14 protein-coding genes are annotated in these 16,944 nt (G+C 60.0%); 7 read left to right on the forward strand and 7 right to left on the reverse strand.

The annotated features are described in order from the left end of the window. The first annotated feature begins 155 nt into the window (after positions 1-155). The gene (locus BMS17_RS25020; RefSeq protein ID WP_077432012.1) at positions 156-644 is read left to right on the forward strand and encodes an MEKHLA domain-containing protein; all 489 of its coding nucleotides are present in this window, start codon (positions 156-158) and stop codon (positions 642-644) included. Between the two features lie 6 nt (positions 645-650). On the opposite strand, the gene BMS17_RS25025 is transcribed toward BMS17_RS25020, so the two are convergent. Continuing rightward, positions 651-1,757: a cytochrome P450 gene (locus BMS17_RS25025; RefSeq protein ID WP_077432013.1), complete on the reverse strand. Its 1,107-nt coding sequence runs from the start codon at positions 1,755-1,757 to the stop codon at positions 651-653. 82 nt (positions 1,758-1,839) lie between these two features. Between BMS17_RS25025 and BMS17_RS25030 the strand changes: the two genes are divergently transcribed. After that, a complete protein-coding gene (locus BMS17_RS25030) occupies positions 1,840-2,595 on the forward strand; it encodes a helix-turn-helix transcriptional regulator (protein ID WP_077432014.1) in 756 nt (251 codons plus the stop codon). A gap of 93 nt (positions 2,596-2,688) precedes the next feature. Here the strand turns inward: BMS17_RS25030 and BMS17_RS25035 are convergent, their stop codons facing one another. From BMS17_RS25035 to BMS17_RS25055, 5 genes are all read right to left on the reverse strand, one after another. Beyond that, positions 2,689-3,708 (reverse strand): branched-chain amino acid aminotransferase, encoded by a 1,020-nt coding sequence (locus tag BMS17_RS25035; RefSeq protein WP_007948490.1) that lies wholly within the window; start codon positions 3,706-3,708, stop codon positions 2,689-2,691. Between the two features lie 300 nt (positions 3,709-4,008). Further along, positions 4,009-5,391, reverse strand: coding sequence for a dihydrolipoyl dehydrogenase (lpdA, locus tag BMS17_RS25040; protein ID WP_046031443.1), 1,383 nt, complete (start codon positions 5,389-5,391; stop codon positions 4,009-4,011). A 3-nt stretch (positions 5,392-5,394) separates the two neighbouring features. Beyond that, the gene (locus tag BMS17_RS25045) at positions 5,395-6,666 is read right to left on the reverse strand and encodes a dihydrolipoamide acetyltransferase family protein (protein WP_046031442.1); all 1,272 of its coding nucleotides are present in this window, start codon (positions 6,664-6,666) and stop codon (positions 5,395-5,397) included. Then, complete coding sequence (locus tag BMS17_RS25050; protein ID WP_046031441.1) at positions 6,667-7,725, reverse strand: alpha-ketoacid dehydrogenase subunit beta; 1,059 nt, start codon at positions 7,723-7,725, stop codon at positions 6,667-6,669. 1 nt (position 7,726) lies between these two features. Further along, on the reverse strand, positions 7,727-8,962 hold the full coding sequence (locus BMS17_RS25055) for a 3-methyl-2-oxobutanoate dehydrogenase (2-methylpropanoyl-transferring) subunit alpha (RefSeq protein WP_046031440.1): 1,236 nt from the start codon (positions 8,960-8,962) through the stop codon (positions 7,727-7,729). Positions 8,963-9,147: 185 nt separating this feature from the next. Between BMS17_RS25055 and bkdR the strand changes: the two genes are divergently transcribed. Further along, the gene (bkdR, locus tag BMS17_RS25060) at positions 9,148-9,636 is read left to right on the forward strand and encodes a Bkd operon transcriptional regulator BkdR (RefSeq protein ID WP_027923281.1); all 489 of its coding nucleotides are present in this window, start codon (positions 9,148-9,150) and stop codon (positions 9,634-9,636) included. 159 nt (positions 9,637-9,795) lie between these two features. Here the strand turns inward: bkdR and BMS17_RS25065 are convergent, their stop codons facing one another. Next, complete coding sequence (locus BMS17_RS25065; protein ID WP_046031439.1) at positions 9,796-10,659, reverse strand: MBL fold metallo-hydrolase; 864 nt, start codon at positions 10,657-10,659, stop codon at positions 9,796-9,798. Between the two features lie 160 nt (positions 10,660-10,819). Between BMS17_RS25065 and BMS17_RS25070 the strand changes: the two genes are divergently transcribed. The 4 genes from BMS17_RS25070 (at position 10,820) to nahK (ending at position 16,901) form a co-directional block, all read left to right on the forward strand. Further along, positions 10,820-11,626 carry a sulfite exporter TauE/SafE family protein gene (locus BMS17_RS25070; RefSeq protein ID WP_077432015.1) on the forward strand — a complete coding sequence of 269 codons (807 nt, stop codon included), beginning with the start codon at positions 10,820-10,822 and terminating at the stop codon, positions 11,624-11,626. Between the two features lie 209 nt (positions 11,627-11,835). Next, positions 11,836-13,020 carry a porin gene (locus BMS17_RS25075; RefSeq protein ID WP_077432016.1) on the forward strand — a complete coding sequence of 395 codons (1,185 nt, stop codon included), beginning with the start codon at positions 11,836-11,838 and terminating at the stop codon, positions 13,018-13,020. 154 nt (positions 13,021-13,174) lie between these two features. After that, a complete protein-coding gene (gene nosP / locus BMS17_RS25080) occupies positions 13,175-14,338 on the forward strand; it encodes a nitric oxide-sensing protein NosP (protein ID WP_046031436.1) in 1,164 nt (387 codons plus the stop codon). Further along, the gene (gene nahK, locus BMS17_RS25085) at positions 14,307-16,901 is read left to right on the forward strand and encodes a hybrid sensor histidine kinase/response regulator NahK/ErcS' (RefSeq protein ID WP_139348148.1); all 2,595 of its coding nucleotides are present in this window, start codon (positions 14,307-14,309) and stop codon (positions 16,899-16,901) included. The genes nosP and nahK overlap by 32 nt, the downstream gene beginning before the upstream one ends. The last annotated feature ends 43 nt before the right edge of the window (positions 16,902-16,944 follow it).

Raw genomic sequence — 16,944 nt, forward strand, 5'->3', positions numbered from 1 at the left:
TTTGTTGCGGTGACTCTAGGGAGAAAGCCACTCTCGATAAACGCATCGCAGGTAATTACTCCTTTAACCTGATGTAATTAATGCAAGGTAAGGTCAGAGGATTTTTCTGATCGATTTGGATAGGCTATGGCGCGTCGTATCACCAACGCAATGGCATGGGAGGGCGCGTGTCGCCAATCAACGAATACGCGGCTGTTCAGTTGCTGGACGAGGCTTATCGGCACTGGACCGGCCAGGGGCTGCCGGCCCCTGAATCACTGACCGGGCCGGAACGCTTGCATTGGTTGCACGAGCACGCGCCTTACAGCCTGTTAGCCCATGGCACTGAAGACGATCCCCGTTTCTTCTACGCCAATGAACAGACGCTGGCCTGTTTCAAATACGATCGCGAGCAGTTCCTTGGCATGCCGTCACGGTTCAGCGCTTCGCCGTTGGACCGAGCCATGCGCCAGTCACTGCTGGAACAGGTCACGGCGAACGGAATTGCTCATGGCTATAGCGGCTGGCGGGTGGACAGGGACGGCCATGCCTTCATGATTTACGAAGGCAAGGTCTGGACCCTGATCGATCAGCACGGCGAGCATCGGGGGCAGGCGGCATTGTTCTGGCCGGATGCAGAGTGTGTCGGGTCGTTAATGGATTGACAGGTCTCATGACGCGTCACGAAACACCGGAACCCGGCCATTCAGCGAAGGCCGATACGCCCAGGCAAACTGCTCCAGCGCAGGTCGATGCGCCAGAATCTCCCGCAGCGTCGCACTGGCAATCCCCAACGCCAATACGTGCCCCGGACAATGATGCCTTCCGGCGCCGAAGGTAAAACTGCGACGCTGCGGGCGATCCACCAGAAAGACGTCCGCACGATCATTGAGCTGCGGATCGCGATTGGCCGACGCCAACAGCAGAAGAATCACATCGCCCGAATCAAGGCTTACCCCCTCGATTTCACACGGCGCGGCGACAAACCGGCGAGTGTTCTGTACCGACGGGTCAAAACGCTGGGTTTCGGCAATCACATCTTCTGCGCGTGCCTCCAGTAGCAATGGATGTCGAATCACTGCCAATAGCGCATTGCCGATCAGTCCTGCAGTGGCATCAAACGTCTGGGAAAACAATCCGATCAGATTGGCAAACAGCGTTTCGGGGTCACCCGTAAAGCGCCCGCGAATCCCGGCGAGCAGCGGGCTGTTGTTGTCTGAATCGTCGAGCAGCTCAATCAAATAACCCCGCAAGTGTTCGGCGGCAGCCTGTGCGGCATCGAGTTGAGCCTGATCGCTGAGCGGTGACAGGCACGCAACAAACTCCGCCGTCAGCTCGCTGATCGCCCGACCCTGAGCCGGCGTGAATCCCAGCAACGCCGCCACTACGCACACCGGCCCGCGAAACATGGCGTTGTATAACCCATCGGCGTGCGGCGTGATCAACCGCGCGGCCACTAGCGAATTGACTTCATCCACATCAATCAGCGCTAACCCAGGCTCAATCGCCGACCTCGGACAGCGCTGCCGTTCGCCTTCATTCATGCGCATCAATTGCCCGAATACCTTGCCCGCCATACCACCGGCAATCGCCTTGGGCACCGGTTCTTGCGCCGGTCGGACATGACAATCGGGATGCGCCAGTACAGCGGCAACGGCTCGGGCAGTGCTGGCTACCCACATATTCAGTCGTTCGTGAAAAACCAGCCCGCCTTGTGCACGTAATTGCGCGTAATAGGGATAAGGGTCGGCATGAGTCGCAGCGATGATCGGGTCCATGGGCCACAGCCTTGTTCGTGGTGGGGAAAGTGTTGCTACTATCTCCAGTCCGAAATGCCCTTGATTCGTCCGGGAGCGAAATATGAACGTAGAACAACACGACATTGGCGTTTCTCAGGTCGCGGCAGCCATCGCGGAGCCGGCCCGGACGAAAATCCTCTGTTCGCTGATGGACGGCCACGCACGCACCAGCACCGAGCTGGCGGCGATTGCCGAAGTCAGCGCCTCTACCGCCAGCGCGCACTTGGCCAAACTCAAGGAACTGGCGCTGGTGCGGCTGCACGTGCAGGGCCGCCATCGCTATTACAGCCTGGCGGACAAGCGTGTGGCCCAGGCACTGGAAGCATTGATGGTGATTGGCCAGAACACTGCGCCGACGTTCAACTCGCGCACGCCGGATCGGCTGCAATTTGCCCGCACCTGTTACGACCACATGGCGGGGACGTTGGCGGTGTTGCTGCATGACCGGATGCTGGAGAAAGGCTGGTTGCTGGAAACCGATGAGCAGGCCTATCGGCTGAGCGACAGTGGCGAGGTGCTGTTCGAAGGATTGGGGATCGAGGTCAAGGACCTGAACACCTTGCGTCGTCGTTTCGCTTGCCCATGCCTGGATTGGAGCATGCGCCGGCCGCATCTGGGCGGCTCATTGGGTGCAGCGTTGCTGCAAACCGCGATCCAGCGCAAATGGGTGACGCAGGATCTGGACAGCCGGGCGTTGACGTTGACAGCGGTGGGGCGCAAGGCACTGAGTACGCGGTTTGAACTGATGTTACCGCCCTCAAGCGGATCGCCCGCTCCTGTTTATGAAACATCTCATGAAGTTGCTGTAAGGCACTGATATATAAAAATATTAATATGGTACAGATGAAAAAAAGCCCGGTCATCCAATGGATGGCCGGGCTTTTTTACTCAAGCGTACTGCAACGTCAGATCAAACCTTGACGATCCAGCCCGCCGGCGCTTCGATGTCGCCAGTCTGCACACCGGTCAGCTCTTTGTAGAGCTTCTGGGTGACCGGGCCGACTTCGGTTTCACTGTGGAACACGTGCAGGTGATCGTTGTAGCTGATGCCGCCGATCGGGGTGATCACGGCAGCAGTACCGCAAGCGCCGGCTTCTTTGAAGTCCGAGAGCTTGTCGATGAACACGTCGCCTTCGATCACTTCCAGGCCCAGACGCGATTTGGCCAGCTCGATCAACGACAGGCGGGTGATGCCTGGCAGTACCGACGGCGAGTTCGGGGTGACGAACTTGTTGTCGTGGGTGATCCCGAAGAAGTTGGCCGAACCGACTTCCTCGATTTTGGTGTGGGTCATCGGGTCCAGGTAGATGCAGTCGGCGTAGTGCGCTTTCTTGGCCTGGGAGCCTGGCATCAGGCTGGCGGCGTAGTTGCCACCGACCTTGGCCGCGCCGGTGCCTTGTGGGGCTGCACGGTCGAAGCTGGAGATCAGGAAGTTGTGCGGGGTCAGGCCGCCCTTGAAGTAGGCGCCGACCGGAATGGCGAAGATCGAGAAGATGAACTCGGGCGCGGTACGCACGCCGATGTTGTCACCCACGCCGATCACGAACGGACGCAGGTACAGCGCGCCGCCGGTGCCGTAAGGCGGGATGAAACGTTCGTTGGCGCGGACCACTGCCTTGCACGCTTCGATGAACTGTTCGGTTTCGACGAACGGCATCAGCAGACGTGCACAGCTGCGCTGCATGCGCAGGGCATTCTGGTCCGGGCGGAACAGGTTGATCGAACCGTCCTTGCAACGATAGGCCTTCATGCCTTCGAAGCATTGCTGACCATAGTGAAGGGCGGTGGAGCCTTCGCTGATGTGCAGCACGTTGTCTTCGGTCAGGGTGCCTTTGTCCCACTCGCCATTGCGCCAGTACGACAAGAAACGCTTGTCTGTCTTGATGTAGTCAAAACCCAGCTTGTCCCAATTAATGCTTTCGTTACCCATGACACCCTCTATCACTGAACAACCGTCGAAACGGTTCAAGGCTTCTGACGTTTTTTGGATGGGGACAACAATACTTCATTCCGGACCCATTTCGCAGCCTGCAATTCGATCTCTGCGACCATCGATACGTCCCGGTGTAGCAGCTGTCGAGCCCCGCGAGGCAGCGTCCGGCGACGAAGTCGTCGTAATCCGGCTGGCTCGGTGTGCCTGACAGCACTGGGTCGCAGGTCTTGCGACGACTTCGTCGCCGGCCGCTGCCTCGCGGTGCTCGTCAGCTGCTACAAGGTATTGCGTACGGTTTTACAGGTGCAGCGCGTGGCCAAGGGCTCGCAACGCTGCTTCCTGCACGGCCTCGCCCAAGGTCGGATGCGCGTGGATGGTGCCGCCGATGTCTTCCAGGCGCGCGCCCATTTCCAGGCTCTGGGCGAAGGCCGTGGACAGCTCGGAAACCCCGACGCCCACCGCTTGCCAGCCGACAATCACATGATTGTCCCGACGAGCGACCACCCGCACGAAGCCGCTTTTCGATTCCAGCGTCATCGCCCGGCCATTGGCCGCGAACGGGAAGCTCGAAACGATGCAGTCCAGACCCGCCGCCTTGACCTCGTCCGGGGTCTGGCCGACCACCACCAGTTCCGGGTCGGTAAAGCACACGGCGGCAATGGCGGTAGGGTTGAACTCGCGGGTTTTACCGCTGATCAGTTCAGCCACCATCTCGCCCTGAGCCATGGCCCGGTGCGCGAGCATTGGTTCGCCGCTCAGGTCACCGATGGCGTACACGTTGCGCATGCTGGTCTGGCAGCGGTTGTCGATCTTGATCGCCGAGCCGTTCATGTCCAGGTTCAGCGCTTCGAGGTTCCAGCCCTGGGTGTTCGGTTTGCGACCCACGGCGACCAGCACCTGATCGGTTTCCAGGTTCAGGGTGTCGCCGTTTGGATCAAGAACTTGAATAGAATTGTTCGAGGAATTAAAGCCTTGAACGCTATGCTTCAAGTAAAGCTTCACACCGAGTTTTTTCAGTTCGTCGTGTACCGGCTGAGTCAGTTCAGCGTCGTAAGCCGGCAGGATCCGCTCCTGTGCCTCGACTACGCTGACGTCGGCGCCGAGCTTGCGATAGGCAATCCCCAGTTCCAGACCGATGTAGCCGCCACCGACCACGGTCAGTCGCTTGGGCACAGACGTCGGCGCCAGGGCTTCGGTGGAGGAGATGATCGGACCGCCAATCGGCAGCATCGGCAGGTTCACGCTTTTCGAACCGGTGGCCAGCACCAGGTGCTCGCACTGAATGCGCGTGTCGCCAACCTCGACGGTTTTACCATCGATCACCTTGGCCCAGCCTTGAATGACCTGGACCTTGTTCTTTTTCAGCAGCGCCGCGACGCCAGTGGTCAGGCGATCAACGATGCCGTCCTTCCACTCGACGCTCTTGCTGATGTCAAGGGTTGGTGCCGAAACGTTGATGCCCAAGGCTGAATGCTGGCTATGGTGTTGCGTCTGGTGAAACTGCTCAGCGACGTGGATCAGCGCTTTCGACGGGATGCAGCCGATATTCAGGCATGTACCGCCCAGCGATTCACCTTCCACCAGAATGGTCGGGATGCCCAACTGACCGGCTCGGATCGCGGTCACATAACCGCCGGGGCCGCCGCCGATGATCAGCAATGTTGTGTTCAAAGTCTGCATGCCTTACTCCACAAACAGGGTAGCGGGTTGTTCGAGCAAGCCGCGAACGGCCTGGATGAATTGCGCCGCGTCCATGCCGTCGACCACACGGTGATCGAAGGAACTGGAGAGGTTCATCATCTTGCGGATCACGATCTGGCCTTTGACGACCATTGGGCGCTCGACGATTTTGTTGACGCCGACAATCGCCACTTCCGGCAGGTTCAACACCGGGGTGCTGACAATGCCGCCCAACGCACCGAGGCTGGTCAGGGTGATGCTCGAACCGGACAGTTCATCACGGCTGGCCTTGCCATTGCGTGCGGCGGTGGCCAAACGGGAGATTTCAGTCGCGCTGTCCCACAGGCTGCGGGCTTCGGCATGACGCACCACCGGCACCATCAAGCCGATGTCGGCCTGGGTGGCGATGCCCACATGCACCGCGCCGAGGCGGGTGATGACTTGGGCTTCGTCGTCATAACGGGCGTTGATCTGCGGGAAATCACGCAGGGCAACGACCAGGGCACGGACCAGGAACGGCAGCAAGGTCAGCTTGCCGCGAGTCGCACCGTGTTTTTCGTTCAGGTGCGCGCGCAATTCTTCGACGGCGGTGACGTCGATTTCTTCAACATAACTGAAGTGTGCTGCACGCTGGGTGGCGTCCTGCATGCGCTGGGCGATCTTGCGGCGCATGCCGATGACCGGGATTTGTTCTTCGTCGTTACGCTGGGCGTAAGCAGAGGGCACGGTCGATGCATTCGACTGACCCTGCGCCAGATAGGCGTCGAGGTCTTCGTGCAACACGCGTCCGGCAGGGCCGCTGCCACGCACCAGACGCAATTGAATGCCGAGGTCCAGCGCGTGTTTGCGCACGGCCGGGGAGGCCAGCGGGCGTTCGTCGGCCTCGCGTGCCACCATTGGGCCCTGGCAGGCAGCCACTCGCGGCGCTGCGGCAGCGACGGGTTTGCTGGCGATAACGGGTTCAACTTTAGGGGCTGCAACCGGTGCTTCTTTAACAGGGGCCGGCTGGGACGACTCTTTAACGTTGCCCGCGCCTTCCACTTCGATGCTGATCAGGATGCTGCCAACCGCCATGACTTCGCCAGGCACACCGCCCAGCGCAATCACCTTGCCGTGGACCGGGGAAGGGATGTCGACCATCGCCTTGTCGGTCATCACATCGGCCAGCACCTGATCTTCGACGACCATGTCGCCAACCTTGACGTGCCACACCGACAATTCAACTTCTGCAATGCCTTCACCAATGTCCGGCATTTTAATAACGTGCGTGCCCATTCAGACCTCCATAACCCGATGCAAAGCCGCGCCCACACGGGACGGACCAGGGAAATACGCCCACTCTTGTGCGTGCGGGTAGGGGGTGTCCCAACCGGTGACGCGTTCGATAGGCGCTTCCAGGTAGTGGAAGCAATGCTCTTGCACCAGGGCGACCAGTTCGGCGCCGAAGCCGCAGGTGCGGGTCGCTTCGTGAACGACTACGCAGCGTCCGGTTTTCTTCACCGACTTGACGATGGTCTCCAGGTCCAGCGGCCAAAGGCTGCGCAGGTCGATGACTTCAGCGTCGATGCCGGTTTCTTCAGCGGCCACTTGCGAGACGTAAACGGTGGTGCCGTAGGTCAGGATGGTCACGTCCTTGCCCGGACGGGCGATGGCGGCGACGTCCAGCGGCACGGTGTAGTAGCCGTCCGGCACTTGTGCGGCCGGGTGTTTCGACCATGGGGTTACCGGGCGGTCGTGGTGGCCGTCGAACGGGCCGTTGTACAGGCGTTTTGGCTCAAGGAAGATCACCGGGTCATCGTTTTCGATGGAGGCAATCAGCAGGCCCTTGGCGTCGTACGGGTTGGACGGCATGACCGTGCGCAGACCGCACACCTGAGTGAACATCGCCTCGATGCTCTGGCTGTGGGTCTGGCCGCCATAGATGCCGCCGCCGCAAGGCATGCGCAGGGTCATCGGTGCGGTGAACTCACCGGCCGAGCGATAGCGCAGGCGGGCGGCTTCGGAAATGATCTGGTCCGATGCCGGGTACACGTAGTCGGCGAACTGAATCTCGGCCACCGGGCGCAGGCCATAGGCACCCATGCCCACGGCGACACCGACGATGCCGCTTTCGGAGATCGGCGCGTCGAACACCCGGGAGGTGCCGTACTTGTTCTGCAAACCTTCGGTGCAACGGAACACGCCACCGAAGTAACCGACGTCCTGGCCGAAGACCACGACGTTGTCGTCACGCTCAAGCATCACATCCATGGCCGAGCGCAGGGCCTGGATCATGGTCATGGTGGTCGTGGTCATGGCAGTTTCCGGCTTGATATTGTTGTTGTGGTCGTTCATGTCAGATCCCCAACTCTTGACGCTGGCGCTTCAAGTGCTCCGGCATCTCTTTGTAGACGTCTTCGAACATGGTCGCGGCGCTTGGAATCTGGCCACCGGCGAGGGTGCCGTACTGCTCGGCTTCTTTCTGCGCGGCGATGACCTGGGCTTCCAGTTCGGCGCTGACGGCGGTGTGTTCCTCTTCGGACCAGTGACCGATCTTGATCAGGTGCTGCTTGAGTCGGGCAATCGGGTCGCCCAGCGGGAAGTAGCTCCAGTCGTCGGCAGGACGGTACTTGGACGGATCATCGGAAGTGGAGTGGGGACCGGCGCGGTAGGTGACCCATTCGATCATGGTCGGGCCGAGGTTGCGGCGGGCGCGTTCGGCGGCCCAGGCAGACGCCGCATAGACTGCGACGAAATCGTTGCCATCAACCCGCAGGGAGGCAATGCCACAACCGACGCCACGACCGGCGAACGTGGTGGCTTCACCACCGGCAATCGCCTGGAAGGTGGAGATCGCCCACTGGTTGTTGACCACGTTGAGGATCACCGGCGCACGGTACACGTGGGCGAAGGTGAGGGCGGTGTGGAAGTCTGATTCAGCGGTGGCGCCGTCGCCGATCCAGGCCGAAGCGATTTTGGTGTCGCCCTTGATCGCCGAGGCCATGCCCCAGCCCACACCCTGTACGAATTGGGTGGCGAGGTTGCCGGAAATGGTGAAGAAACCGAAGTCTTTGACCGAATACATGATCGGCAGCTGACGGCCCTTGAGCGGATCGCGCTCGTTGGACAGCAGTTGGCAGATCAGGTCCACCAGCGGCACGTCTCGCGCCATCAGGATGCTTTGCTGGCGGTACGTCGGGAAGCACATGTCATCAACGTTCAGCGCCAGGGCCTGGCCGCTGCCGATGGCTTCTTCGCCGAGGCTCTGCATGTAGAACGACATTTTTTTCTGACGCTGGGCGACCACCATGCGGTTGTCATAGATCCGCGTCTTGAGCATGGCACGCATGCCCTTGCGCAGGATCTCGACCGGTACGCCTTCAGCCCACGGACCGAGGGCATTGCCCTGGTCGTCGAGCACGCGAATCAGCCCTTTGGCCAGGTCGGCGGTGTCGGCGGGTTCGACGTCGATGGAAGGTTTGCGCACCGTGCCGGCGTCGGTCAGGCGCAGGTAGGAGAAGTCGGTTTTGCAGCCAGGACGGCCCGATGGTTCGGGAACGTGCAGTTGCAGCGGTTCGTACGCTTGGTTCATGGCTTCTACGCTCGATCTTGTGAATTTCTTGTAGTGAGCTGACCGTCATTCTTCTGTGGAAGAAATCTTGTCCTACAACAATCATAGGCCCGGCGAAGAAGAATATTTATCTCTGTTTCGTTGCAGTGGAGATCATTTGGGGATAAAAAATCTGCATATACAAAAAAAACAGGTGGTTTTGTCTCATGCGCAAATTGGACCGTACCGATATCGGCATTCTCAACAGCCTTCAGGAGAATGCGCGCATCACCAACGCCGACCTCGCACGCTCGGTCAACTTGTCGCCGACACCGTGCTTCAACCGGGTCAAGGCGATGGAAGAACTGGGCTTGATTCGTGAGCAGGTGACGTTGCTGGATGCCGACCTGTTGGGGCTGCACGTCAATGTGTTCATTCACGTGAGCCTGGAGAAGCAGGTGGAAGAAGCGTTGCAACATTTTGAGGAGGCGATCTCGGATCGCCCGGAAGTGATGGAGTGCTATTTGATGGCTGGCGACCCGGACTATTTGATCCGGGTGCTGGTGCCTACCATTCAGTCGCTGGAGCGCTTCATGATGGATTTCCTGACCAAAGTCCCTGGCGTTGCGAACATCCGTTCAAGCTTCGCCCTCAAGCAAGTGCGCTACAAAACCGCACTGCCATTGCCGGCCAACGGCCTGACCCTTTCGAGCTGACCCCGTCCCCGTAGCAGCTGACGAGCCACGCGAGGCAGCGTCCGGCGGCGCAGCCGTCGCAAACCTGGCCATCGAGTTTTGTCAGGTAAACCGCAGACGCAGCCTCGCGGTGCTCGACAGCTGCGAAGGGTGGGGAGTCAGCGTGGAAGTAATCGACCGTCAGAGTTTGTTGATGGGGATTTTCAGGTACGTCACGCCATTGTCCTCAGGCGGCGGCAGATTCCCGGCCCGCACATTCACCTGAATCGCCGGCAGCAGGAGGTTCGGCATGCCCAACCCGGCGTCGCGGCGCGTGCGCATTTCAACGAAGGCGGCCTCATCAATGCCGTCATGCACGTGAATGTTGCTTTTACGCTGTTCGCCGACCGTGGTCATGCACTGGGATTCGCGGCCTTCGGGCGGGTAATCGTGACAGATGTAAAGGCGCACGCTGGCCGGAAACGCCAGCAATTTCTGGATCGAGGTAAACAACTGATTCGCGTTGCCGCCGGGAAAGTCGCAACGCGCGGTGCCCACATCCGGCATGAACAGGGTGTCGCCCACCAGAATCACATCGCCGTCGACCAGGTAAGCCATGTCCGCCGGCGTGTGGCCGGGTACGTGCAGGGCGGTGGCCTTGAGGTTGCCGATCATGAACGACTCATCCGGTGCGAACAGATGATCGAACTGCGAGCCGTCAATGCGAAATTCCGGCTCCAGGTTGAACAGGTTTTTGAACACGCCCTGAACCAGGCTGATCGACTGGCCAATCGCAATGTTGCCGCCCAGCTCGCGGCGCAGGTAAGGCGCGGCAGACAAGTGATCGGCATGGGCGTGGGTTTCCAGCAGCCATTGCACCTGCAACTGATGTTCACGAACAAAGGCGATGATCTTGTCGGGTTGGGTGGTCGCGGTCCGCCCGGCCGCCGGGTCGTAATCGAGCACCGGGTCGACGATGGCGCAGTGGCCGCCATCGGTTTCATAAATCACGTAGCTATAGGTCGACGAGGCGGGGTCGAGGAAGGCTTTGATCAGGGCAGGCATGGTGAGCGTTTCTTACTGGGCGAGTGCTGAGGGTAGATTCATTTTCCCCGCATTGGCCAGCCCGGATTAATTCAAATGATGAAAAAATCTGCGCGGGCTCTATCCTGTCAGTCATCGATACCGGGCGGTCCCGGCTTTTTTCGCAGATCACGAGTGGTTTATGTTGCTGGCGAGTTTTTTTGGGGTGGTCATGGGCCTGGTCCTCGGGTTGACCGGGGCCGGTGGCGGCATTCTTGCGGTGCCGGCCCTGGTATTGGGGCTGGGCTTGACCATGACCCAAGCGGCACCCGTCGCCTTGTTTGCCGTGGGCAGTGCGGCGGCGGTCGGGGCGATTGACGGATTGCGGCATGGCCTGGTGCGTTATCGCGCGGCGTTGCTGATCGCGTTACTCGGCGCGGTGTTTTCACCGGTCGGCATTTACTTCGCCCATCAGTTGCCGGAAAAAATCCTGATGGTCCTGTTCAGTATGCTGATGGTCATGGTTGCCTGGCGGATGCTGCGACGTGAACGCAAGGACGAAGGGCCAAGCGATCACGGCCACGCCAACTGGGGCCAGAAAAACTGCATGCTCGATCAGCAGACCGGGCGTTTTTCCTGGACTGCCAAATGTACGGCGACCTTGGCCGCGCTCGGCGCGGTTACCGGTGTGGTGTCGGGGCTGCTTGGGGTGGGCGGCGGTTTTCTGATTGTCCCGGCGTTCAAGCAGCTCACTGATGTGCAGATGCGCGGCATCGTTGCCACTTCCTTGATGGTGATCAGCCTGATTTCCGCCATCGGCGTGATCGGTGCGTTTCATGCCGGCGTGCGAATCGACAGTCTCGGCGCAATCTTCATCGTCGCCAGCATCGTCGGCATGATCGTTGGCCGCAAGCTTTGTGCGCATGTGCCGGCCCGGGCGCTGCAGGTGGGCTTTGCCAGCATCTGCATGGTGATTGCGGCTTATATGCTGTTCAGAGTAGGCGTTTAGCCAGTACTGAGGTCTATGACTTCCAAGTGGGTCAACAGACCTACACCTTGAGTTCCGGGCCGTGCCGACGGCCGGTCTTACACCGTAGTTGTCATGCGTTCCCGGCCCTGCCAAAGCACTTGAGCACCGCTCCCAAGGCAGCGTATGGCGCCGCCGGTCACCTTTCGATAATCGCTTCCGACACCTCGTCCCCTGTCGCGGAGCGCGCCATGTACAACAATAAGAACGTCAAGCATCGCTTTTTACCCCTCTTCATCGCCAGCCTGTCCGGCCTTGGCCTGAGCTCAATGGCCGAGGCCGAGATCATGCTGTATGACAAGGACCAGACCACATTCTCGACCGACGGCTACATCAACGCATTTTATGTGAACAGCGATGTCGACCGTGCCGGTGATCAGTTCGACCGCCGACAGGCGCGGGTAAAGATGGGGTTTCTGCCCAACTACCTGGGCTTCAACATGGGCAAGCAGGTCGATGACCTGAAGCTCGGTGCCCGGGCCTCGTTTTGGGTGACCATCAACGACAGCCAGACCAACAGCACCGACACCGCCATCGATGTGCGGCAGTTCTACGGTACGGTGGCAAACGCTGAGTGGGGTGAAGTGCTGATCGGCAAGGACTTCGGCCTGTTTGCCCGCTCCAACATCCTGCTCGATGAAATGCTCGCCGGTTACGGTCAGGTCAGCGATACCTTGGGGTTGGTGGATGGCGGCGGCGTCTCGTTCGGCAACATCGGCACCGGGTATCCGTATCCGTTCCCGACATCGCAGATCACCTACCGCACGCCGGTCATGGACGGTTTGCGTGTAGCGGTCGGGATCATGGACCCGGTTGATACCAACGACAGCAGCCCGACGGGCAAGGCTTATCAGGAAAACCCGCGCACCGAGAGCGAGGTCACGTATCAGTTCGACGTCGCCGGGGCGAAGATCTACAGCTGGGTCAATGGCAGTTACCAGACTTCGGACAATACCGACTCCACCGTCAACACGGTCACCTCCAAAGGGGTTGGCTATGGCGTGCAGGCGAAGATGGGCGGGTTGTCTCTCACCGGGTCCGGGTTCCAGGCCAAAGGCATCAATCCGTTCTTCACCAACAACGCAGGCGAGCCAACCTTGCGCAACGTCGACAGCGACGGATACCTGCTGCAAGGTTCCTACAAACTGGGCAAAAACCGCCTGGCCCTTTCCTACGGCAAGACCAACGATGACGGCAATGGCGTGGTCGGCAGTGGCGCGGACTACGAAACGCGCGGTATTGCGCTGTTCCATGACGTGAATGACAACCTCAAACTTGTCGCCGAGTACAACCAGTTCGAAATCAACGGTCATGACACCAGCGCCCAGAACGAAAACACCGATACCGTTGCGGTGGGGGCCGTGTTGACCTGGTAACCCTTGGTCGTGACCCTGGCTGTGCGCATCGCAGCCGGGGTCTCGACCCTTCTCATCCCATCGAAGTGGTTACCCGCTACCCAAGTAGCATTCGTTACGACCCACAGGCTTCGTACACTCATGCCTCATATCTACGCACCTGCGGGGGGCGATCATGGAGCAGGCCCAAGGCGCAGGCATTGTCAGCGCAATGTCCCAAGCCACCGATGCCCGGCAGGTGGCGCAAGAACTGGCGCGGCAATTGTTGCACCCGCATCTGGGCTTCGTGCTGTTTTTCTGTTCCGCCGAGTATGACTTGCAGGCGCTAGGGCAGGCCTTGCAACACAGCTTCGGCGGTATTCGTCTGGTGGGTTGCACCAGCGCGGGGGAAATCACCCCGCTGGGCTATGGGCGTAATTGCGTGACGGCGGTGGGTTTTGATCATCGGCATTTCTCCATTGCTGTCGAGCTGATCGACGAAATGGAGCACTTCAGCCTGATCGATGCCCAGCAAATGGTCGAGCGTCTGGTCAGTGGCTGTCGCAGTAACACCCTGGCCCCGATCAAGGGCAACAGCTTTGCCCTGACGTTGCTCGATGGTTTGTCCAGCCGTGAAGAAATGGTCCTCGCGGCGCTCAGTGCCGCGTTGGGCGACATTCCGCATTTTGGCGGTTCGGCCGGTGACGACAATTACCTGACCCATACCCACGTTTACTTCGACGGCGAATTCCACAGCGGCGCGGCAGTGGTGGTGCTGGTCAATACCTGGCTGGATTTTGAAGTGTTCACCACCCACCACATTCTGCCCAGGGCCGAAAAACTGGTGGTCACCGGGGCCGACAGCGCCTCGCGCCGAGTCTATGAACTCAACGCCGAACCGGCCGCCGCCGAGTACGCCCGGCACATTGGCGTTCCGGTTGATGAGCTGGATCACCGGATCTTCGCTGCACACCCCTTGGCCGTGCGCATCAACGAACAGTATTACGTGCGCGCCATTCAGCAGGTGCACCCGGACTTGAGCCTGAGTTTTTACTGCGCCGTGGAGAACGGCATCGTGCTCACCGCCATGACCCCAGGCCCGATGTTGCCGAACCTGCAAAACCTGTTCGAGGGGTTACAGGAGCGCTTGGGCGACTTGTTGCTGACCATCGGTTGTGACTGCTTTCTCAGGCGTCTGGAGCTGGAAGACGACGGCAGTCTCGACGCAATCGGAACGTTTTTGCGCGAGCAGCGGGTGATGGGTTTCAACACCTACGGAGAACAGTTCAATGGCATGCACATCAACCAGACCTTCACCGGCGTTGCCATTGCCCGAGGCCGGTCCCCGGGGCACCGCTGAACTCCAGGCAGAAGTCGCCAGCCTGCTGCACGATAACCACAAACTTCAACGCATCAACGCGGCGCTGATCGAGCGCATCGAGTCCGGCATCACGCGTGGCAACGATCCATATGCGGCGTTCCAGCACTCAGTGGTGCTGGCCGAGCAGGTGCGTGAGCGCACCGATGCCTTGAACCAGGCCATGGCCGAACTCAAGGCCGGCAATCATTTGCTCAGTGAGGCACGCTTGCGCGCCGAAACGGCGCATCGACATCTGATCGATGCCATCGAGAGCATTTCCGATGCCTTTGTATTGTTCGACGCCGACCAGCGAATTGTCTTGTTCAACAGCCGCTTCAAGGCGTTCTGGAGCAACAGCCGGGTGCGGATCAACGCGGGCATGCGCCTGACCGAGGTCAAGCGCCTGATGATGAACAACGGGTTGTTCACCGAAGAACCGCGCGGCAATGCTGACGAGAGCCTGCTCTATCGCCTGCTGAACGGACGTTGGCTGCAGGTCAGCGAGCGGCCGACTCAGGAAGGCGGGCGGGTCATCCTGTTCACCGACATTACTGACGTTAAACTCAGCGAAACCGTGCGCCGCGAGCAGGCCGTGGCGCAGAAATCGCATTTGTTGCAGCGGGCGGTCGATAACCTGTCCCAAGGGGTGGCCATGGTCAACGCCGACGGCATCCTGGAGTTGTGGAACCGGCGTTTCCTCGAATTGAGCGGCCTGGCACCGGTTGCGGCCCATCGACCGTTTGCCGAAGTGATTGCCGACACGGAGTTGAATTTGCTCACCCCGGCCAGTCGCGATGGCAACGGTCGGCCCGTACAGGAATGCGAGCAACGCCTCTATGACGGCCGGGTCCTGGAGATCCGCACGCATCCGCTGCCCACTGGCGGATTCGTCAACACCTTCACCGACATCACCGAGCGCTACCAGCACGCCGAGGCGCTGAGTGAAAGCGAGCGCTGGATTCGCCTGATCACCGACCACGTCCCGGCGCTGATCGCCTACCTCAATGCCGATCTGGTTTACGAGTTCACCAACAAAGTTTACGAAGAGTGGTACTGCTGGCCCCGTGGCGTGATGCTCGGTCAGAGCCTGCGTGAAGTGCACAGCGAACAGCATTACCAGCGCCTGGAGTCTTACGTGGCCCGGGCGTTGGCCGGTGAGAGCGTCACGTTCGAGTTCGCCGAGACCAACGTCAATAATCAGGAACGCTACATGCTGCGCTCCTATGTGCCCAATCGACTGGCTACAGGGGAGGTGGTGGGGATTTTCGTGTTGATTCGCGACATCACCGAACGCCGCCGCACCGCTGAGGCGTTGCACCAGGCGTACCAGAATCTTGAGCTGCGGGTGTGTGAGCGCACCGCAGAACTGACCACCCTCAATGACCAGTTGTTGCGTGAAATCGAAGAGCGTCGTCGGGTGGAATCCCGTTTGCGCGAGGCCAAGCTTGAAGCCGAGCAGGCCAACCTGTCGAAGACCAAGTTTCTGGCGGCGGTCAGCCATGACCTGCTACAACCGCTGAACGCCGCACGATTGTTCACCAGTGCATTGATGGAGCGGCGCGAGCCCATCTCCAACGAAATTCTGGTGCGCAATGTCAGTAACTCCCTGGAAGACGTGGAAAACCTGTTGGGCACGCTGGTGGATATTTCCAAGCTGGATGCCGGGGTGATCAAGGCCGATATTGCGCCGTTCGCCCTGAGCGAACTGTTGGAAAACCTGGCGGCTGAATACACCCAGGTGGCGCGCAGCGAGGGCCTTGAACTGCGCTTTGTTGCCTGTTCGGCCTTGGTGCGCAGTGACATCCAGCTATTGGCGCGCATCCTGCGCAATTTGTTGAGCAATGCGATTCGTTACACCTACAGCGGTCGTGTGGTTTTGGGCTGCAGACGCCATCACCAGCGGTTATTGATTCAGGTCTGGGACACGGGCATGGGCATCGCCGAACATCGCCTGGAAGAGATTTTTCAGGAGTTCAAACGCGGTGACGTGCAGCGTCCGGATCAGGATCGCGGCCTGGGACTGGGCCTGGCAATTGTCGAGAAAATTGCCGGCATTCTCGGGCATCGCATTCAGGTGCGCTCCTGGCCGGGCAAGGGTTCGATGTTCTCGGTCGAAGTGCCGTTGAGTGCAACAGCGCCCAAGCCTCAGCCGACATTGCAGATGAGCGAGCCGATGCTTGAGCGCTTGCGCGGCGCGCGGGTATGGGTGCTGGACAACGACGCGACCATTTGCGCCGGTATGCGCACGTTGCTGGAAGGGTGGGGCTGTCGGGTGGTCACGGCGCTGTCGGAAGAGGACCTGGCCCGGCAAGTGGACAACTACCACGCCGAGGCCGACCTGCTGATCGCGGACTACCATCTGGACAACGATCAGAACGGTGTCGACGCCGTCGCCCGGATCAATGCCCGTCGGGCTTCACCGATCCCGGCAATGATGATCACGGCCAACTACAGCAATGAACTCAAACTGCAAATCCGTGAGTTGGGCCATACCCTGATGCACAAACCGGTGCGGCCAATGAAGCTCAAGACCGCGATGAGCCATCTACTCGGCAGGCCTTGAAGGCTTGCTCCCATAAGGGTCGCGTTGTACCTGTGGGAGCGAG

Source organism: Pseudomonas sp. C9 (assembly GCF_002000165.1).
Lineage (GTDB): Bacteria > Pseudomonadota > Gammaproteobacteria > Pseudomonadales > Pseudomonadaceae > Aquipseudomonas.